Origin of the sequence: Bifidobacterium lemurum, from assembly GCF_014898175.1 — a bacterium.
GTDB lineage: Bacteria > Actinomycetota > Actinomycetes > Actinomycetales > Bifidobacteriaceae > Bifidobacterium > Bifidobacterium lemurum.
This window is the reverse complement of sequence record NZ_CP062948.1, coordinates 1447356-1467119: the sequence shown is the minus strand read 5'-3', so window position 1 is coordinate 1467119 and position 19764 is coordinate 1447356. Positions and strand designations below refer to the sequence as shown.

Here is a 19764-nt window from a genome sequence, read left to right as displayed (position 1 = left end):
AAAACGATTGATTTACAAGTCTGGTGTGGAAAATCGGCTGTATCGAACGAATCGGACACACCAAACTCGTTTTCCGCCTTTGCGGACGGCCCAATCGGGACTGGCGCGGGCTCCGTTGAGTTCACGTGATTGCGACGTGTTGGCTGATTTATCGTTCAACCAACCAATGCGGACATAAGGGATCCGAAGGGTCGACGGCGCGGTCATCATGTTCGGCGCGCAACGGCTCCCATGAGAAGCCCGGCACAAGTTCGGCGGCGGAACATGGTTCGGCGTCGGGGCGAAGATTCAGCAGATACGCGCAGTAGCCGACGACCTGCTCAGGCGTGACGCCACGGGCGCGCAACGCCCCCATATCGAGCGAACGCTCGCGTTTGGCGAGTCGTTTTCCAGCAGCGTTGTCGATCAGCGGGAGATGCGCGTAGGTCGGATGCTCCGCGGATGGCGCGGCGTTCCTCTGCTTGCCTGAGGCACCGGCGAGTAGACCGTCGTCAGCGTGGGATTTCACGGCCATCACCGTCGGTTCGCCGTTCACCGCTTCGCCGGCAGACAACGTTGGCGAGACCGCATGCGCTTGGGGCACGAAGCCCGCGCGCAGCAGACTCGCGCGGATCCAACGCTGCAAAGCGGTGGAGCGCAGCAGGTCGCGGCCGCGCACGATGCGGTCGACGCCCATGTCGAGGTCGTCGACGACGACCACCAGCTGGTAGGCGAACAGCCCGTCGGCACGGCGGACCACCGAATCGCCGACCATGCGCGGCAAGTTGAACAGTTGCGGGCCGAACACCTCATCGACGAATCCCGAGTAGGCGTCGGCGGCGGTCTCATGCGGCGCGGCCCAGCCACCGGGCATCACGATGCGCAGCGAATGGCGGTCGCCCCGGGCCAGACGCGCCGTGACCTCATCCGGCCGTTCCTCCAACAGCCGGCGGCAGGTGCCGGGATAGATCATGAATCCGTCGCCCTCGTTAGGCGCGGAGGCGGCGCGCAGATCGGCGCGCGAACAGAAGCAGGGGTATACCAGACCGGCGTTGGCCAAGCATGTCAGCGCTTCCTCGTATCGGGCATGGCGTTCGGGCGAGGACTGGTAGACGGCCTCGCCATCCCAGTCGAGACCAAGCCAGACCAGGTCGTCCATCAGCAGACGGTCGGCGTCGGGCAGCACGCGCGGGGTGTCGACATCCTCGATGCGCAGCAGCATGCGTTCGCCACGCGAGCGGGCGTCCAGCCATGCGGCGAGCATCGCGTATGCGTTGCCGATATGCATGCGTCCCGATGGGGTCGGCGCGAATCGTCCGGTCATATGGTCTCCAATACGAGTGGCGAGCGCCGCGGATCATACGTATCGTGCATATCGCATATATCGCATACGGCACCGTTAACCGCCATCGTACTGAACTGGCAGGAATCTGAACAACGATCTGACTGACGGCCGACCGTCGGAAAGGCTCGTGAAACACGACGGATCACAGTGTTTCACGACACAATCCGACGGGGGTAATACAGCAGGGCTCGTGAAACACATTGAATCGCAATGTTTCACGAGCCCTTTCGACGGGGGCGGCCAACGCTTCACGCGTCGCCCGGCCGGGAACGGCCACGCGGGCCATGCCGCGCCGCCATGTTGGACCGCCCCTCGTCATGCCGAGCGTAGTCGAGGCATCTCAACAGGGATTCCTCGACTACGGCTACGCCTCCGCTCGGAATGACGAGGGGCGGAACGATCAGTCTTCTTGGCTGTTGCCGACTGACGCGGTCGGATCGTCGCCGACGAGCTGGTCGGAGGCCCAGGCTGTGAGCTCCAGGTGCTCGCCGCCGGTCTGGTCCACAAGCACGGTGTCGCCGTCATGCACCCTGCCGGCGAGCAGCATGCGGGCCAGCTGGTCGCCGACCTCGGTCTGCACCAGACGACGCAGCGGACGCGCGCCGTACGCCGGATCGTAGCCGACGTTGGCGAGCCATTCGCGGGCCGAATCGGTCACGTCGAGCGTGATGCGGCGTTCGGTCAGACGCGCGGACACGGCGTTGACCTGGATGTCCACGATGCCGCCGAGCTCCTCGCGGGTGAGCGGCTGGAACATCACGGTGTCGTCCAAGCGGTTCAGGAACTCCGGCTTGAAGTTCATATGCACGGTGTCTATCACGGCCTTGCGCTTGGCGTCCGCGTCCATGTCCTCGTTCACGAGGAACTGCGAGCCGAGGTTCGAGGTCATGATCAGAATCGTGTTCTTGAAGTCCACGGTCCTGCCTTGGCCGTCGGTCAGCCGGCCGTCGTCGAGCACCTGCAGCAGCACGTCGAAGATCTCCGGATTGGCCTTCTCCACCTCGTCGAACAGCACCACCGAATACGGGCGGCGACGCACGGCCTCGGTGAGCTGGCCGCCCTGCTCGTAGCCGATGTAGCCGGGCGCGGCGCCGATCAGGCGGCTGACGCTCGACTTCTCCATATATTCGGACATGTCGATGCGCACCATGGCACGCTCGTCGTCGAAGAGGAAGTCGGCGAGCGCCTTCGCCAGCTCGGTTTTGCCCACGCCGGTGGGGCCGAGGAACAGGAAGGAGCCGGTGGGGCGGTTCGGGTCGGAGATGCCGGCGCGCGAGCGGCGCACCGCGTCCGAGACGGCCGCGATGGCCTCCTTCTGCCCGATGACGCGCCTGCCGAGGTAGTCCTCCATGCTCAGCAGCTTCTCGTTCTCGCCCTGCATGAGGCGGCCAACGGGGATGCCGGTCCAGTCGGAGACGATTTCGGCCACCGAGTCAGCGTCCACACGGTCGGGCACCATCGGTTCGGATTGCGCGGCATCCGTCTGGGATTCGGCGTCCGCGGCCTGTTCGGCTGCGGCGAGTTCCTTCTGGATGGCGGGGATTTCGCCGTACAGGATGCGCGACGCCTGCTCCAGATCGCCTTCGCGGGTGAACTTGTCGGCCTGCACGCGCAGGTCGTCAAGCTTGGCGCGCAGGTCGCCGACCTTGTTATGGCCGGCCTGTTCGGCGTCCCACCGGGCTTTGAGTCCGGCGAGCTTCTCGCGCGTGTCGGCGAGTTCGGCCTGCAGTTTGCCCAGACGGTCGCGCGAGGCGGGATCCTCGGCCTTTTTGAGCTGCATCTCCTCCATTTCCAGTCGCGTGACCCTGCGCTGCAGCTCGTCGATCTCCTCCGGGGAGGAGTCGAGCTCCATGCGCAGGTGCGCGGCGGCCTCGTCGACCAGATCGATGGCCTTGTCCGGCAGCTGGCGTCCTGAAATGTAACGGTTGGAGAGGGTTGCGGCGGCCACGAGCGCGTCGTCGCCTATCGTCACCTTGTGGTGGGCCTCATAACGCTGCTTGAGGCCGCGCAGGATGGCGATGGTGTCCTCCACGCTCGGCTCGCCGACGAACACCTGCTGGAAGCGGCGTTCCAGCGCGGGGTCCTTTTCGACGTTCTCGCGGTACTCGTCGAGCGTGGTGGCGCCGATGAGGCGCAGTTCGCCGCGGGCCAGCATGGGCTTGAGCATATTGCCCGCGTCCATGGAGCCCTCGGCCGCACCCGCGCCGACGATGGTGTGGATCTCGTCGATGAAGGTGATGATCCGCCCGTCGGCGTTCTTGATCTCCTCCAGCACGGACTTCAGGCGTTCCTCGAATTCGCCGCGGTATTTGGAGCCGGCCACCATGGACCCCAGGTCGAGGCTGATGAGCTTCTTGCCCTGCAGGGTGCTGGGCACGTCGCCCGCCACGATGCGCTGCGCCAGTCCTTCGACGACGGCGGTTTTGCCGACGCCGGGCTCGCCGATCAGCACCGGGTTGTTCTTGGTGCGGCGGCTCAGGATCTGGATCACACGGCGGATCTCCTGGTCGCGCCCGATCACGGGGTCGAGCTTGCCGTCCCTCGCGGCGGCGGTCAGGTCGGTGGAGTATTTCTCCAGCGCCTTGTAGTTGCCTTCCGCGTCGGGGCTGGTGACTTTCGCGCCGCCGCGCACGCCGGGCACGGCCTTGCGTAGGACCTCGGGGGTGATGCCGTTGGATTTGAGGATGTCGGCGCCTTGGTTGGGTGCGCTGGCGGCGATGCCGATGAGCAGATGCTCGGTGGAGACGTATTCGTCGCCCATATCGCGCATCTCCTTTTCGGCCTGCGCGATCGCCGCGGTGAGTTGGCGGCTGGCCTGCGGCTGCGAGGTGGTCGAACCGCTGGCGCTGGGCAGGGAGACCAAGGCGTTGCGCACGGCCGCGCCGATGGTCTGCGGGTCGCCGCCGGCCGCTTCGATCAGCGAGCGGACCGGTCCGTTCTCCTGTCGCAGCAGCGCGTCCAGCACATGCAGGGTGTCGATCTGCGCGTTGCCCGCGGCCGAAGCGCTTTGGATGGCGTCTCCGATGGCCTCCTGGGCCATGGTGGTGAGCTTCTGTTCCATGTCTGTTCCTCCATTGTTGCGCGCCGGGCGGTTGCCGCGGTTTTCGCGGCCGCCACGGCGCATTCGTCATGTCCTGACATGCTCAACCAATGAAGGAACGATTCTATTCCCAAAACTTGAGTGAACTCGACTCAAGTTTTTAAATACACGCCTTTCAAGAGAACACTCACAATCTATCGCCACACGCCCTACCGGTAGAATCAGCAATGTCAGGCAACCCTGTAGCACGGATTGAATGACCATCACGACAACCGTCGCGATGACGTCGCCGCGTCCAAACGCGGCGCGGCCATAGTAGAAGGCGAGCCATGCGTGCGAACAATAAAGGGCCGCGCAACGGCTCGATGGTGTGGCTTATGGCAGTGATCATCATTGCCTGTTCTGCCAAGATGGATTCCATCACGGCGGACATCGCGTTACTCGCCTTGTGTGGGTACGCAATGCACAACCATCACCGCAGGCCATAGGCCGGCCCCGCCCGCCGCAGCATGCTGCGGCGGGCATTCACTCGAAGCATGCAAAAGGCCGGTATTCCGTGGAATACCGGCCTAGCGCCATAGTAAGGACGCGAACAACGCCCTGTCGATGTTGGCCAATCCTCGGAAAGTCGTTGTACACCCGCCTTGGAATGAGGAAAGTTAGCACGCCTCAACCGACATCACTCATCATAGTCGAGCATGCGCCATACGTCCAGATTCAGCGCGCATCCGCTGCCCATGGGTATGGCAAGCGGTAATAATCACAGTCCGCAAATCCAATTAGCCACGCACGACGACGTTGCGTAGGGAGCCGATGCCCTCGACGTTGACGATGGCCTCGTCGCCGGGGTTCAGCTGGCCGGAGGCGTGCGGCGTGCCGGTGAGGATCACATCGCCCGGCAGCAGCGTGGCGAAGGAGGAGATGGCGGCGATCTGTTCGGGGATGCCGTGGATCAGATTGGCGGTGGTGCCGTTGGCTTGGGGCACATCCTCACCATTGAGCGTGAACGAGATCTTCGCGTCGCGCCAGTCGAGCTCATCGCGGCTCACGATCCAGGGGCCCAGCGGGCAGGCGGTGTCGAAGCCCTTGGCGCGCGTCCACATCGGGTCGAGGCCTTGCAGGTCGCGCAAGGTCACGTCGTTGGTGCAGGTGAAGCCGAGCACATACTCCATGGCGCGTTCGACCGGCACGTTCTTGGCGATGCGGCCCATCACCACGGCCACCTCGGGCTCGTAGTTCATATCGTTCGAATACGAGGGGATCACGATCGGATCGTCCGGGCCGATCACCGAGGTGGAAGGCTTGGCGAAGATGACCATATCCTCGGGCGCGTGGGTGATTTCGGAATGGCCCGCCTCATGCATGAACTGGGCATGCGCCTCATAGTTCTTGCCCAGACCGTAGATTTTGGAGGGGATGACCGGCGCGAGCAGGCGGATGCCGTCACCGTCGACCGGGTAACGCTTGCCGGTGGGGGCCACCTCGCCGCCAAGCAGCGGATGGCCGTCGAGCTCGACGAGATAGTCTTTGCCATCGGATTCGTCGGTCTGGACGAAGGCGTAGCGGGGCGATTCATTGAAGGAAAAACGTGCGATTCTCATAGCCACCAGTGTAGGCAGGGCCGGGCACAACGCGCGGCTTTCGGCCGTCGGTCTAGCGCAGACTCGGCCATCGCCCCGCACGACTCTCGACCGTCGGCCCCGCGCGGGGATCCCAAGTCCGCACGTCATCCCGAGCGCAGTCGAGGGATTTCTTGATTGGCAAAGGCTAATGAGATCCTTCGACTCCGGTTTCGCCTCCGCTCAGGATGACGAAGCCGGAGGGGCCGCACTCGCATCCGCCGAATCGCCGTCCATGTCATGGCGGAGTTCCGGGTGGCGATGCTCGGTGAAGGCGAAGGCGAAATCAGCATCGAGATCGACGTCGGTCCGGTCCGCGCCGTCCTGTTCCATCATCGAGGCGAGCCTATGCTCCAATTGGTCGATGCGCCAGGCCTGCTGGGCGATGATCAGATCGCGCGCCTCCTCCCAAGAGTCGCGTGACATACGAGTAGAGGCGGTAACAATGCCCCCCCCCCCCCGATTCTTTTTGCGGACGGGACGGACCCTGTCGAGCGCGAACGACTCCGGCGAGAAATCCACCGCATCGTCCCCATCGCCACCGGCGAGATACTGTTCCACGCCTTCTTTCTTCGCCTGCTCCTTCCAGCGCGCGAAGCATCGTTCGATGCGCTTGTATCCGACAAGCGACGGATCGAGTCCGGCCTCGCGAAACATCTTCACCGGCGATTCGCCGGCGAAATACCTGCGCAGACAGGATCGTTTGAACGCCTCCGAATACATGATGCGGTTGCGAGTGGCGTTCGCCACCGCGGGCAATTTTCTGAGATACCGCACTTCTTCGGCACTGAACATGCCTCCACCAGTCGCCATTGCATTCCCCTATCACTACCGTCCATGCAAGGACGCCCCGTCCGCATCGCAGACCCGTTACCGTCTCGGCGAACGATCCAATTTCCTCGATTCATCGAAGAGAGGGGCCGACGTTTCGCGACCCCTCTCCCCATCAGTCATGCATCACGCGTTCAAAGATCGCTTCATGCCGCGGCTCTTGACGTAGACCGTGACGGCGACTCCCGCGAGCAGCAGTCCGATCGCGGTGAACAGCGCCGTGCCGGCGGCACCGGTCAGCGGCAGCTGGGTGATGGATTTGACGTTGGTCACCGTGATGGCGCCGGACTCGCCGTCATACTTGACCAGATCGTAGGGATCGCTCGTCAGGCTGTCGCCGAACACCATGGCCTCGCCGTACTTCAAAGTCACGGTGAAGGATCCTGTGACGTTCTGAGCGCCATCGGCGACCTTGGTCTCACGAACGGTGTAGGTGCCGTTCTTCAGACCGGCGAACTCGAAGACGTTGCCGGAGTTGTTCTCGATCTTGGCGACGGAATTGCCGTCGCCATCGAACACCTCGAAGGAGGCGCCGGTCGCGGCGGTGCCGTCGGCCCACACCTTGGTGAAGGAGAACTTGTTGGTGTGCAGCGTCACCGGCGTGCCTTGTCCGGAAGCGTTGCCGCCGTTGTCGATCTCGGCGGAGTTGGTCACCGGGTTCTCCTTGGCGTCGTCCGTCACGGTGGCGGAGTACTTCACGGACAGCTTCTTGCCGGCGTAATCCTGAAGATTGTCCAACGCGGCCTTCGTAAGAGAGACGGTGAAGGTGGCGTTGCTGCCATCACCGGCCACGGTCTGATCGGCCGGGCTCACGGTGTACTCGGATTCCGCGAGCGGCTCGCTCTCGCCTTCGACGTAGACCTTCACATTGCTTTTGGACGTGTTGATGGACAGACCGGCGGAGGCGTAGTCCACGAACGAATAGACGTAGTCGTCGCTCTGGTCGGTAGTGGAGGGCACCATGCCGTTGATGGTGTAGGTCAGCGTATCGCCGACGCTCACCGTGCCGTCGGTGTCGCCTTCGACGCTCTTGGTCGGCGGCACATCGGTCTTCTGGTTCTTGACGTTGATTTCGCCGGTCATGCTCACGGCGGTGTTGGCCGTGCCCACGATAATCGGCAGCGACTTCTCGGTCGCGGTCGCGCCTTCGGTCACATCGACCAGCAGATACAGGCCGCCGTCAAGACCGGTGATGGTGAACGGCTCGGCATCCGCTGTCACCGAAACACCGTTGGTCTCCGCATAGGAGACCAACGCGTTCGCGAATTCACGCGAGGCGTCGTTTCCGCTCCAGGGGAACGCCGAATTGTCGCCGAACAACGGGCTGCCGGTGCCGTTGAGGTCGCCGGACTGCGCCCACACCAACGGATCGACATCCGAAGGCACGTCCGCGCCGGTGGCGGTCCTGATGGCCGTCACCACAGCGTCGCGATCCGCGACGGTTTCGATTTCGCCGCTGTTCTCGCCAAGATACGAGGCCAGCTCCACATACTTGAACGTGTGGCCGTCGACCACACCGTAGCTTCCGGCGTTCAGCGTCAGCGTCTGGTCCGCGGGCGCCGCGTTCGCGGTGGCCGCGCCAAAGGCGAGACCGGCCATCATCGTCGCCGCGGCGGCGATTGAGGCGAATAGTTTCCTCATCTTCATGAGAGGAGTCCTTTCTTCTGTGTTTTGCCCTCGCGGAAGCCGGAGCCCAACTCCGGGCTCCGCGATCCGCAAATCTGTGAAATTATTCAGCCTGCGGCGGTTGAGACAGTGAGACTATGACAACCGCCACAAGATTTGATGGAAAATGTCGGGGAATCAGAGCAAACGTTGCCTGCCTCGCCAGATGCCGACACCGCCGATCAGCAGCAATGCGAGCATGCCCAGCCCCGCGCCGCCGATCAGCCAGTCGCGTTCGGACATGCCGCCGGTCAACGGCAACGACGACACCTCTGTGCGTTTGTTGACGATCGAACCGACATCGATGACGAATCGTCCATCATCTTCGATGCCATTGCTAGGCAACACGCTGACGGCGTGTTCGGCGTCGTCACCGGTCGGCGTCCGATACCCCGTCGGGGCCTTGGTTTCGGTGAGGGTGTATTCGCCCCAGACCAAACCGTCCACGGACAGCTCGCCGGCCGTATCGGAGGACTGGTCGTTCTCGCCGTCGTCCACGATGTTCAGCTCTTCGAAGCCTTCGATGTCGCCGGACAGCGTCCACTGCGAGCCCTCAAGCAGCTTCGTCTGATCACGCTGGTCGACTTTCTTCCAGAAGATCGCACCGGGCAGCGCGGTGTTGGTCACGGTGCAGGTCACGTCGTCGCCCGATTTCAGATTCACCGTCTGCGCTCCGCTCGACCCGCTGGTGGATACGGTGACCGTGTCGCCGTCCGCATCGACGCATTTCCATCGCCCAGCCGTGTATCCGTTGAAGTACTGGTATCCGGTGGATTCGTCCTCGGCTTCGGACAGGGTGTAGATGCCCGGTGCCAACAGGGTTTTGGATACCGACTGCGTGGATACGAAGCCGTCAGTGGACACGTCTCCGCTCGGGGTGGTCGGATTGATGCCGTACGCGCCGCTGTTCTTCAGCGCCGACAGCGTCCAGTTCGCGGGCTGCGCGCCGTAGTCGCCGGCGTAGGTGCTGTCCACGCTTTTGGACAGCGTCAGGCTGGGGACCTTCACCTGAATCACCGGCCGGTCGTAGAGCGCGCTTTGCTCTTCGCCGACGTGCTCCTCTCCATCGACCGTGGTGACCACCTTGTAATACACCGTCGCCGACGTGTCGCCATTGCCATTCGTGGCGTTCGCATAGAAGCCGGCCTGGTTGGAGCTGGTCGTATTGCCTTCGGCGTCGGTGTTGGCATCGCCAGTGTTCGGATACGAGCCGCTGTTGGCGATGAAGTAGTCGTACGCATCGTCGGAGGGTTTGATCAGAATCCTCGCCACATAGGTGACGTTCGGGCTGAGCGTCGTGCCTTCGGGGAAGACCATCGACAGTTCTTTGGTCTCCTGATTGTATTCCACGCTCATGGAGCGCGCGGCCGGATCGGTCTGCGAGACATCGCCGCCGTCCGCGTCGTATGCGGACGATTCCACCAGATAGCCCGTGCCTCCCTGGCTGTCCGTCGCCACGGCGTATTGGGATAGCGTGTCCTTGACCAGCACATCCCGATACGTGGACTGACGGGTGATCTCCTCGATGATGGAGTCGAACGCCGCCGTGAGCTTCTCTTCGTCCGTACCGTCGAAGAAGGTGCCATTGACGTCGTTGGCGAATCGACTCATGTCATCATTCGCTCCGGAACCCGTACTCACCACATACAGTTCGGCACCATTGCGGCTGTTCGCCTCGTTGACGGCGGCGTTGTAATTGTAACCGCTATCATCGCTACTTCCAGTGCCGTAAACGCCGTCGCTTCCGTAGTAGTTGCACTCGCTATTCCACCCGTTGGGGCACCTGACGCCCATCGAACTGTTGCGGAAGGTCGGAGAGCCGTCGGACAGGAAGATGATGTACTTCTTGACACCCGCACGGCTTGAATTCAGCGAATTCGCGTCGCTCAGGCCAGCCTCCCAGTTGGTGCCGCCGCTGGCGCTCATATCGTCAAAGGAGCTCGTGACGGCCGAGGCGGATGTGGTCCACGACTGAGCTCCCCATCGAGAGCTGAGATCCATCACCTTTGAAGTGGTGTCGAAATCCACCACCGCCATCTGCACCTGCTGATTCGTCGGCAACGCCGCGTTCGCGTCGGTCAACAGCTGATTGGCCAACGCCGAAGCGGCCGAGGTCGCGATGCCCCACCGTCTTTGCGTGCAGTTTCCCCGCCGGTCGTAGGCGACGCAGTCATTCATGCTGCCTGAGGTGTCCATCACCAGCACCACATCGGCGGCCTGGTAGTTCTGTTCGGTGCTGGCGCGGGAGGCGCCGGTCACATCCAACGACAACCAGTAAGTGCCGTCGCCGTTGTCTTTGATGTATTTGCGGTGCGCGGGAGCCTCCAGATCCACGTCGTCGTCCGAAGCGGCGGCCACTCCGTCATCCGTGCTCTCAGCAGGGCGAATGTCATCGGCTTCGGCGGCCAGTTCCTCATCGGTTTTCGTCGTTTCGTCATTCGTTTCCGCCGTCTGGGCCGTTCCGGACTGTCCGGAGGAGCTCGACTCCTCAGCGACCGCGGTCCCCACGCCGACGACGCTGACCACCATGGCGAGCGCGGCTACCAGCGCCATGGCTTTGTTCAAGCCCGCTCCGGCGATCCGGGCGAGCAGCTCGCGAATTCTTCCCATATCTTTGTTCCGTTCCTCGCCGTCGAAGACCACACAACCTGCCGCCGACGGATGCACCCAAGCGCCCATAAGCCATGGGACGCCCATACATTGCGCCAACCTAATTCGCTTCCCCAGTCGGCGCGTACACCCTGAACGAGGCAATACTCATCCCCTCGTGAGTCGCGAAAAACAAGCGAGCACAATGCGTCAGGCGAACAACGCATCCCCTCGTACGTCACCTGCACACGCGCGAAACGTTCATATAATGACCCAAACGCAAACCGGAGCCGCGGCGCTAACCTCGCTTGGGCCAGCTGGCGGCATGGCGGCGGATATGCCACGGGGAGTGGAGGAATCCCAGCAGCAGCAGTCCGAACGCCAGCACGCCCAATCCAACGGCGATGGCGATGACGCGGGCGTCCGCCACCGCGTCCTCCTCGGCGGGGATCTCGTCCGGAATCGACGAGCGCACGGCCGAGACCAGCAGACGGTGCGTGTTCACGCCGTAGGGCGTGCAGGTCATCAGGGTCACGCGGTCCTCGCCGGGGACGATCTTCAGCTGCGAGGTATCGTCCGGCTCGATTATGGCGATGCGGTCCACCTGATACCCCAGCGTCTCGCCCATCACCTCGATATAGAAGTAGTCGCCCACTTCCATCTCGTCGAGACGCGTGAACATCGCCGCCTCCACCAGACCGCGATGCCCGGTGATCACGCTGTGGGTGCTCTCGCCGCCGACCGGCAGGCTGGTCCCATAGAGATGGCCCGCGCCCGAGGCGAGCGTGGTTTCGGAGGTCCCGTGGTAGATCGGCAATTCCACGGAGATTTTCGGAATGCTGACGGTGCCCATCACGCCGCCGCCGCTGTCAAGCAGCGACTGGTATTCCTCGTCCTGCTGCGATGCGGATTCGGTTTCGCCGTCGGTCTCGCCGTTGGCGGCGTTTTGGATGGCGGAGAACGGGTCGGCGGCCTCACCCAGAATCGTCTGTCCCGATTCGGCGAGACGCGTGTTGTACGCTCTCGCCTCCTCAAGCGCGGTTTCCGCCTGCGGATACGGCCAGCCCGCCACGCGCTCGGCGGCGCTCGTCGACGTGTTGGCGAGCTCGCGTGAGGAACGGTATTGCAGGGCCAGGGGAAATCCGCCCACGCCGACCGCGGCAAGGACCAGCAGTATGATGACCGCGCGCATCGCCCACAGTTTGCGGCGCAGCGACCGTTGCCGCCGGACGATATCGGACGCGTCGATCACGGCGGCGAAATCGGGGGATTCAACACCCGAAGCGGTTTCGGTGTGCAGGGTCGCGCCCACGGGTGATGCGGCATGCTTCGCACCCGCGCGAATCGCTTTGTCCGTGGACCTCACACCGCCCCTTTCGCCGTACGCCCGCAGGGCCACCCCCGCGCTGGTGGTAGCGTACGACGTCTTCGACGTTCATGGATGCCCCCGCACCCCCGTCGTCGGCGAGAATAGGTCAGATGAAGTCGCGCGCGCCGAAAATGGCGGTGCCGACCCGCACGATGGTGGCCCCTTCGTCGATGGCGAGATCCATGTCCTGGCTCATCCCCATCGACAATTCCACGCAGTGCTCGGTGCCCTCGGTGCCGGATGCGAGAATCAGATCACGGGTGCGGCGCAGATGGGCGAAACCGGAACGGATCACGCGCTCATCATCCACATGCGCGCCGATGGTCATCAGGCCCTGCAATTCAAGACCTCCCATCGCGCCGATGCGTTGCGCCAGATCGATGGCGTGGCTGGGCGGGCAACCGGATTTGGAATCCTCGCCGGACTCGTTGACCTCCAGCAGCACACCGACCGTGATGCCGCGCGCCACCGCGCGGCGGGCGATTCTCTCCGCCAGTTCGATGGAATCCACCGATTCGATCACATCGGCCACGGGCAGCACTTTGCCGATCTTATTCGACTGCAATTGGCCGATGAGATGGAAGGGAATATGTTCGACCGGCTCGACCATGGCCGGGTCCGTCCCCAGCGCGAACCCGCGCTCGGCCAGCCGTTTGGCCAATCCCGGGGCCTTGGCCACGATCTCCTGCGGACGGTTCTCGCCGATCATGCGCACGCCCGCGTCGATGGCGGCGAGAATCTCGCCCACATCACGTGTTTTGGTGGCGGCCAGCAATCGCACCGCCCCCATCTCCCGGCCCGCCTCGGCCTCGGCCGTGGCGACGCGGTCGAGCGCGCGACGCACGTTGTCGGCGATCTGACGGCTCCGAGCCTCATCGATCACCTCGTTGGCGAGGTTCTTATGTTCCATATACGCCGTCATGACACTCCCCTGACCACGCCCGCATCGCGGGCTCGCTCATTCGACCACGCCCCATCGTAGTAGCCGCATATGAAGAAACGACCCGTACGGAAGCGCGTGGGCATCCGTACGGGTCATCCCCATCAGTATCGTGGCGGTTCGGCGGCGGCGCGCAGACTTCCTCGACGCCGCCGAACCGCCGGCCGGGCCGGTCGAGAGACGGCCGGCGGGCGAACGGCGATCAGCTTTCGTCGTCCGCCACGCGCGAACGGCTGTAGATCATCTTCATGGAGGCGATGAAGATCACCATCGCGCCCAGAACGATCGCACCGCCGATGGTGAACACATTGGCGTAGGTGGAGGCCGGTCCCGCCTCGGTGCCGAACAGCGAGCCGCCGCTCATCGCGCCGTTGGCCATGAGCTGGCCGAAGATCGCCACGCCGACGGAGCCGGTGATGGCCTGCATCAGATCGTTGAAGCCCAGCGCGCGGCCGGACTCCTCGGCCTCCACCGTGAGCGTCGCGGTGTCGACGATCGGCTGGTAGAAGAAGGAGGTGCCGAAGTAGTAGATGCACGGAGCCACGGCGAGGGACCAGACCGCGCCCATCGGGATCAGGAAGGCCACGGCGATCAGACCGCCGCCCATGCAGGCGAGGGCCAGGATCACGGAGGCCTTGCGGCCGATCCTCTGGATGATCGGGCCTGCGGCGAAGCCCATGATGGCGGCGAGGATGATCGACCACACCAGCAGGTTGGAGACCTGCGAGGAGTCGATGCCGTAGACGTTCAGGCCGATGGCGTTGCAGCCGGCGTTCAGCGTGTAGCTGAAGAAGTAGCCGACGAAGATCACGACCATGGTCATCGCGAAGGCCGGGTTGGTCAGCATCTTCGGGGTGATGAACGGATCCTTGGCCTTGTTGATGTAGACGACGAAGGCGACCAGCGTCACGATGCAGGAGATGCCCCAGCCCCAGTTCATGTCGGTGAAGAACATGGTGACGGCGCCGGCGAACAGGCCGATCAGGGTGAAGCCGACCACGTCGATACGGGCGCCCTTGGCGTGCTGGTCGGGCAGGTTCTTCGCCAGAACCGGAATGAAGAAGACCGCGATGACGCCGATGCCGAAGAGGATGCGCCAGTCGACGAGGGTCATGTAGCCGGCGAGGAACACGCCGAGCGCCGCGGCGATGCGGAACACGGCGACGAACACGCCGTACCAGATCACACGTTTCTTCTTCTCGATGTACTTGGACACAAGCACGAGGAAGATGGAGCCGGACACCTGCCAGCCGGCGGACTGCACGGTGCGGGCGAGGATGACGATCCAGATGCTCAGGTCGCCGAAGCATCCGAGTATCGAACCGAGCACGAATACGATCGTGCCCAGAATCATCATCTTCTTCAGCGACACGAAGTCGCCGAGCGAACCGTAGACGACGCACACGATGCCGAGCACGATACCCGGGATCGAGGTGATCAACGGGGCCAGATTCGCCTGGCCGAGCTGGTCGCCGATGTTCACGTAGATCATGCCGAAGGCCTGCTGCTGGAGCACGCCCATGGTGAAGATGATGAGCACGATCGGGATCGCGACCTTCGCCATCTTGTTCATTCTGGCGAATTCCTCAGTCCCCTCCTCGGGCACGGGAATGCCGTTTTCCTTTTCCTTGACTGCTGTCTCAGCCATTTCCCTATCCTTTCTATTGGTGATGGGGATTGCTACGTCCGCCAGGTCGGTCTGCGTCGACCCCTCACGGACACATCTGGTTATCTTTCATCGACCGAAGGCGAGTTCGAACACCCGCCTGCAGTCGTCTCGGTCCAGCCGCGCCACCGATCCGATGGAGTCGTCCGGACCGTAGAACGCGATGTTGTCGAGCATGCGTTCCACGCCGTCGCGCGGCAGATCGAGGGCGGCGAACGACGTGGGCATGCCCAACGAGCGGAAGAAGTCCTCCGTGGCCTCGATGCCCCGCCGCGCCAGGTCGGCGTTGCTCATCGTCTCGTTGCGCACGCCGAACACCTCCTGCGCGTACCGGGCGAAGCGGCGCGGCGCGCGCTCGGAAGCCACGCGCATCCACGGGCCCATGATGATGGAGAGCGTCGCGCCGTGCGGGGTGTCGTACAGCGCGCTCAGCTCGTTGGCGATGGTGTGGGTGCCCCAGTCCTGGTCCCGGCCGACGCCCAGGGTGTTGTTTTGGGCGATGGTGGAGATCCACATGATCTGCGCGCGACATTCGTAGTCCGTCAGGTCGGCGAGGCAGCGCGGGGCGACGTCCACCAGCGTGCGCAGCGCGCCCTCGGCCATGCGGTCGATGACGCCGAACTCCTCGTCGGCGCAGAAGTACCGCTCGCAGATGTGCGAGAACATGTCCACGATGCCGCAGGCGGTGGGGTACGCCGGCAATGTGGCGGACAGGGCCGGGTTCATCAGCGCCAGCGCGGGCCGCGCCACCGGGTCGGAGACGAGGAGCTTGAGATGCTCCTCCTCGTTGTTGATCACGGTGACCTGGCTGGATTCGCTGCCCGAGGCCGGCACCGTCAGCACCACGGCGACCGGAAGGGTGCGTTTCGCGGCGGCCGCGCCGGTGAAGTAGTCCCACACGTCGATCTCGGGGTCGGCCGCGCCGAGCGCGATGGCCTTGGCCGAATCGATGACGCTGCCTCCGCCGATGGCGAGCACCGCGTCCACGCCGCGCTCGACGGCGAGCGCCACGCCCTCGCGCACCAGGGTCAAACGCGGATTGGGACGCACTCCGCCCAGCTCCACGACGTCGAGTCCCGCGCCGCGCAGGCTGTCGCGCACGGCGTCGAGCAGACCGTTGGCCTCCAGGTACGCGCCGCCGTCGTGGTGGACCAGCACGGTATGCGCGCCCATCGCGGCCAGACGCGGTCCGGCTTCGCGTTCGACGTCGCGTCCGAACACGAATTCGGTGCCGATGCGGATGCTGAAATCCTGGAACATCTATAATCCTTTCCTTATGGTGTCCGCCAGTTCGTCCACGCCGTCGACGCAGTGGGTGGGGCGGCTGTCGCGCAGAAGCTCCGCGTCGCCGTCGCCATAGGTGACGGCGATGGAGTCGATGCCGTTGGCCCTGGCCGCGACGATGTCGCCGAACGTGTCGCCGACCATCACCGTGTCTGCGGGGTCGGCGCCGCGACGCTCCATCACCGAGCGCACCATCAACGTTTTGAGCAGTGACGGGGAGCCGTCGTCGTACTGGTCGGCGCAATCCCATCCTTCGAACAATCCGGTCCATCCTTTGATGGCGAGGATGCGTTCCAGCGCCTGCCGCGGCTTGTGGGTCACGATATGGTTGACGACGCCCAGCCCGTGCAGGTCGCGCAGCAGCGCCTCGATGCCCGGGTACAGCGCGGTGGACGGATAGTCGGTGATCCCACGGTAGTGCGTGGTCACCAGACGGTCGTACCGGTCGAGCGAGCCGTCGCCCGGATAGGGTTCGATCCGCCGGTGGATTTCGGCCACGCTGAGGCCCAGGTTGCGGTCGTCGGCCATGAAGGAGTCGGGAAGCGCGCCGCCGCAGCTGCGGGCCGCCCATGCGAGCGAACGCCATACGTCGGCGCCGGTGTCGGCCAGGGTGCCGTCGAAATCCCAAAGCACCAGTCGGTAGGCCATATCACGGCTCCTTTCGGATCGGATGATCGGGATGGGGAGGGATGGACGGTTCCGCCGGATGCCCTGGAGGCGAACCAACACATGACGCCGGACCGCCGGCGGAACCATCCTGTTGGGAGGAAGGGAGGGGTACGTTTAGTCGTAACGCTCAAGCGTGGTGTTGAGCAGTTCCACGAATCCGGGGAAGTCGAGTTCGAGGGCGGCCTCGGCGTTCGGCTTCTCCCCGCGGAAGTCCATGGTGGGCGTGCGCTCCAGGTCGACCTCGGGAGCCTCGCCGCGCAGATGGCGGTAGTCGCACACGGTCATGCCGCGAGTGAGCCTGCCGTCGAGTTCGATGTCGATATGCATCGGCACGGACTTGATGAGCTCCGGCTTGACGATCCACGCCACGGCGCAGGCGTCGTGCATGGTGGCGCCGGTCAGCTCGGATTCCTCCGCGCAGGTGCCGATGAAGAAATCGGTCAGGTCGGCGGCCAGCAGGGCGGCCTTGGTGCCGATCCGGCGGAATTCGGCCACATGCTCGCCCGTCAGGTTGCACTGCCGGGTCAGGTTGATGCCGGTCATCTTGACGTGCATGCCGGAGTTGAACACGCGCGAGGCCGCTTCGGGGTCGACGAAGATGTTGAATTCCGCCGCGGGGGTCCAGTTGCCGTAGGTCACGGATCCGCCCATGATGCACAGCTCCTTGACGCGTTCCACGATGCGCGGCTCGCGGTTGATCGCCGCGGCGATGTTGGTCAGCGGGCCGGTGGCAATCAGGGTCACGTCGTCGGTGGACATCACCGTCTCGACGATGAAGTCGACGGCGTGCTTCGGCTGCGGGGCGTGGACCGGGTCTGGCAGCACGGGGCCGTCCATGCCGGTTTCGCCGTGGAATTGCGGCGCGGTGACCAGCGGCGCGACCATCGGGCAGCTGTGGCCGGGGTAGACGCCGATGTCGTCGGCGGCGCCCAGCACCTCCAGCACCTTCAAGGCGTTGGTGGTCACGTTCTCCAGCGGGCTGTTGCCGCCGATGGTGGTCAGGCCGAGCACGTCGAGATGCTGCACGGCGAGCATGATGCCGAACGCGTCGTCGTGCCCGGGATCGCAGTCGAGGATGACTTTCTTCTTGTCACTCATGGATGGGTACCTCCTTGTTGTCGTGTTGGGTGAGAAACAGTTCGAGTTCGGCGGCGTCGGGCGTGCTGCGCGCGCCCTTACGCTCCACCTTGTACGCGGAGACCGCGTTGCCTTCGACCAGCGCGCGTTCCAGGCCGCGCCCCTCGAGACGGGCGCGGATGAATCCGGCGTTGTAGACGTCGCCGGCGCCGATGGTGTCGCCGACCTCGACATGGAACGCCGGAGCGTTGATCGAGCGTCCGTCGGCGAAGGCGATGGAGCCGTTCGCGCCGTCGCGGGCGATCACCACGCGGCCGTCCACCGCCAAGGCCCTGGCGTTCTCCAGCCAGTCGCCTTCGCCGAGATAGGCGAATTCGTCGGGTCCGGAGCCGAGCAGCACCGCGACATACGGCATGATGTCGCGCAGCGCCTCGGCGAAGTCCGGATCGAGCGCGCCGTCGTCGACGCGCAGGTTCAGATCCAGCGAAGTGGTCACGCCGGCCTCGCGGGCCTCGCGGAAGATGGCGATGATGCTTTCGCGCGCGGAGGTCGGGTAGGTCAGCGACATCCCCGAGGAATGTACCCAGGCCGCCGAGCGCACAGCATGCATCGGCACGTACTGCGGGTCGATCACCTTGAAGCTCTGGTCGGCGCGCGGCCACCCCCACAGGTAGCGTTCGCCCCGCTCGTCCACGAAGGCGAACACGCCCACGGTGTTCAGCGAGGAGTCGGTGACCAGACCGGTCACGTCCACGCCGGCCTCGACCAGGTCGCGGCGCACGAACGCGCCGTATTGGTCGTCCCCCACCGTTCCGACGAACATCGTGTCGACGCCGAGTCGGGCGAGCGCCACCGCGGTGTTGGCCGAGGTGCCGCCGCCTTGGATCTCGGGCGTGGGATATTCGACCCGCGTGCGTTCCTCGTTGAGGAAGCGCGGGTAGGGGACGATGATGTCGACGTTCGCATCGCCGACCACGACGACTTGCGGCTCAGGCATTCTTGGCCGCCTTGATGAACGCCTCCACCTTGGCCGGATCCTTGCAACGCAGCGTATCGGCGCGCTCGTCGTCGTAGTTGGTCAGGCTGAAGGAATCGACGCCGTAGGGATTCGTGGCGTAGATGGCCTCGCCCACATTCGACGCGTCGAGACCGCCGGCGATGATGCATTTGACCTTGGTGGAGTCGATGATCGCCTTGTCGATGGCGCGGTCATGGGTCAGGCCGGTGGCGCCGATGTCTCCGGCGTCGGGCGCCTTGGTGTCGATCAGGAAGAAGTCGGAGACCGGCTCGTAGTCGCGCACATACTGCATCACCTTCTGGCTCTCCAACGGCACGCCGGCGAGCACGGGCATCGCCTGCATGATTTTGAGCCCGGGGAAGCGGCTTTTGAGCTCGGCCACCTGCTCGGGCGAGATGCCTTCGATGTCGCCGGAGAGGTGGAGCACGTCGGGCATGGCGGCCTTGAGATCCTCGGTGATCTCCTCGATGTCCTCGGAGCAGGTCAGTCCGATGCGCACGGCCTCGGGCTGCACGCCGTCGAAGATCTCCTTCGCCTGCTCGCAGGTCAGCTGGCCGGGCGTGTGCTTGACATGCCCATAGCTCACACCGATATGCTCGCCGCCCATGTCGATCACCATACGGGCGTCTTCGACGGTTCTGATTCCATAAATCTGCGCGATGACGTCGGCCAT

General features: G+C 64.2%; 14 protein-coding genes. All 14 read right to left on the bottom strand.

Annotated features, from left to right (window positions below; genetic code table 11):
• Window positions 1-148 precede the first annotated feature (148 nt).
• The 14 genes from BL8807_RS05420 to BL8807_RS05355 all read right to left on the bottom strand — a co-directional run bounded on the left by BL8807_RS05420 (window position 149) and on the right by BL8807_RS05355 (window position 19764).
• A complete protein-coding gene (locus BL8807_RS05420) occupies window positions 149-1303 on the bottom strand; it encodes a glutamyl-Q tRNA(Asp) synthetase (RefSeq protein ID WP_072726942.1) in 1155 nt (384 codons plus the stop codon).
• Between the two features lie 421 nt (window positions 1304-1724).
• A complete protein-coding gene (clpB, locus tag BL8807_RS05415; protein WP_072726943.1) occupies window positions 1725-4385 on the bottom strand; it encodes an ATP-dependent chaperone ClpB in 2661 nt (886 codons plus the stop codon).
• A gap of 758 nt (window positions 4386-5143) precedes the next feature.
• On the bottom strand, window positions 5144-5965 hold the full coding sequence (locus BL8807_RS05410; protein ID WP_072726944.1) for a fumarylacetoacetate hydrolase family protein: 822 nt from the start codon (window positions 5963-5965) through the stop codon (window positions 5144-5146).
• Between the two features lie 201 nt (window positions 5966-6166).
• Window positions 6167-6796, bottom strand: a complete 630-nt coding sequence (locus tag BL8807_RS05405) for a hypothetical protein (RefSeq protein ID WP_420837968.1) — start codon at window positions 6794-6796, stop codon at window positions 6167-6169.
• 144 nt (window positions 6797-6940) lie between these two features.
• Window positions 6941-8461 carry a SpaH/EbpB family LPXTG-anchored major pilin gene (locus BL8807_RS05400; RefSeq protein WP_072726946.1) on the bottom strand — a complete coding sequence of 507 codons (1521 nt, stop codon included), beginning with the start codon at window positions 8459-8461 and terminating at the stop codon, window positions 6941-6943.
• 156 nt (window positions 8462-8617) lie between these two features.
• A complete protein-coding gene (locus tag BL8807_RS05395) occupies window positions 8618-11089 on the bottom strand; it encodes a DUF7604 domain-containing protein (protein WP_072726947.1) in 2472 nt (823 codons plus the stop codon).
• A gap of 277 nt (window positions 11090-11366) precedes the next feature.
• Window positions 11367-12380: a class C sortase gene (locus tag BL8807_RS05390; protein WP_370737565.1), complete on the bottom strand. Its 1014-nt coding sequence runs from the start codon at window positions 12378-12380 to the stop codon at window positions 11367-11369.
• Between the two features lie 163 nt (window positions 12381-12543).
• Window positions 12544-13347, bottom strand: coding sequence for a YggS family pyridoxal phosphate-dependent enzyme (locus BL8807_RS05385; protein WP_193057499.1), 804 nt, complete (start codon window positions 13345-13347; stop codon window positions 12544-12546).
• Window positions 13348-13579: 232 nt separating this feature from the next.
• The gene (locus tag BL8807_RS05380) at window positions 13580-15025 is read right to left on the bottom strand and encodes an MFS transporter (RefSeq protein ID WP_072726949.1); all 1446 of its coding nucleotides are present in this window, start codon (window positions 15023-15025) and stop codon (window positions 13580-13582) included.
• 87 nt (window positions 15026-15112) lie between these two features.
• Window positions 15113-16303, bottom strand: a complete 1191-nt coding sequence (locus BL8807_RS05375; protein ID WP_072726950.1) for an iron-containing alcohol dehydrogenase — start codon at window positions 16301-16303, stop codon at window positions 15113-15115.
• Window positions 16304-16975 (bottom strand): HAD family hydrolase, encoded by a 672-nt coding sequence (locus BL8807_RS05370; protein ID WP_072726951.1) that lies wholly within the window; start codon window positions 16973-16975, stop codon window positions 16304-16306.
• A gap of 135 nt (window positions 16976-17110) precedes the next feature.
• Complete coding sequence (locus tag BL8807_RS05365; protein WP_072726952.1) at window positions 17111-18094, bottom strand: nucleoside hydrolase; 984 nt, start codon at window positions 18092-18094, stop codon at window positions 17111-17113.
• Window positions 18087-19070 carry a carbohydrate kinase family protein gene (locus BL8807_RS05360; RefSeq protein WP_072726953.1) on the bottom strand — a complete coding sequence of 328 codons (984 nt, stop codon included), beginning with the start codon at window positions 19068-19070 and terminating at the stop codon, window positions 18087-18089. Before BL8807_RS05360 ends, BL8807_RS05365 begins: the two co-directional genes overlap by 8 nt.
• Complete coding sequence (locus tag BL8807_RS05355) at window positions 19063-19764, bottom strand: phosphoribosylanthranilate isomerase (protein ID WP_072726954.1); 702 nt, start codon at window positions 19762-19764, stop codon at window positions 19063-19065. Before BL8807_RS05355 ends, BL8807_RS05360 begins: the two co-directional genes overlap by 8 nt.

Coding starts and splice junctions, on each gene's coding strand:
- BL8807_RS05420 (WP_072726942.1), bottom strand. CDS start 1,303: ATGACCGGACGATTCGCGCCGACCCCATCGGGACGCATGCATATCGGC.
- clpB (WP_072726943.1), bottom strand. CDS start 4,385: ATGGAACAGAAGCTCACCACCATGGCCCAGGAGGCCATCGGAGACGCC.
- BL8807_RS05410 (WP_072726944.1), bottom strand. CDS start 5,965: ATGAGAATCGCACGTTTTTCCTTCAATGAATCGCCCCGCTACGCCTTC.
- BL8807_RS05405 (WP_420837968.1), bottom strand. CDS start 6,796: ATGGCGACTGGTGGAGGCATGTTCAGTGCCGAAGAAGTGCGGTATCTC.
- BL8807_RS05400 (WP_072726946.1), bottom strand. CDS start 8,461: ATGAAGATGAGGAAACTATTCGCCTCAATCGCCGCCGCGGCGACGATG.
- BL8807_RS05395 (WP_072726947.1), bottom strand. CDS start 11,089: ATGGGAAGAATTCGCGAGCTGCTCGCCCGGATCGCCGGAGCGGGCTTG.
- BL8807_RS05385 (WP_193057499.1), bottom strand. CDS start 13,347: ATGGAACATAAGAACCTCGCCAACGAGGTGATCGATGAGGCTCGGAGC.
- BL8807_RS05380 (WP_072726949.1), bottom strand. CDS start 15,025: ATGGCTGAGACAGCAGTCAAGGAAAAGGAAAACGGCATTCCCGTGCCC.
- BL8807_RS05375 (WP_072726950.1), bottom strand. CDS start 16,303: ATGTTCCAGGATTTCAGCATCCGCATCGGCACCGAATTCGTGTTCGGA.
- BL8807_RS05370 (WP_072726951.1), bottom strand. CDS start 16,975: ATGGCCTACCGACTGGTGCTTTGGGATTTCGACGGCACCCTGGCCGAC.
- BL8807_RS05365 (WP_072726952.1), bottom strand. CDS start 18,094: ATGAGTGACAAGAAGAAAGTCATCCTCGACTGCGATCCCGGGCACGAC.
- BL8807_RS05360 (WP_072726953.1), bottom strand. CDS start 19,070: ATGCCTGAGCCGCAAGTCGTCGTGGTCGGCGATGCGAACGTCGACATC.
- BL8807_RS05355 (WP_072726954.1), bottom strand. CDS start 19,764: ATGGCCGACGTCATCGCGCAGATTTATGGAATCAGAACCGTCGAAGAC.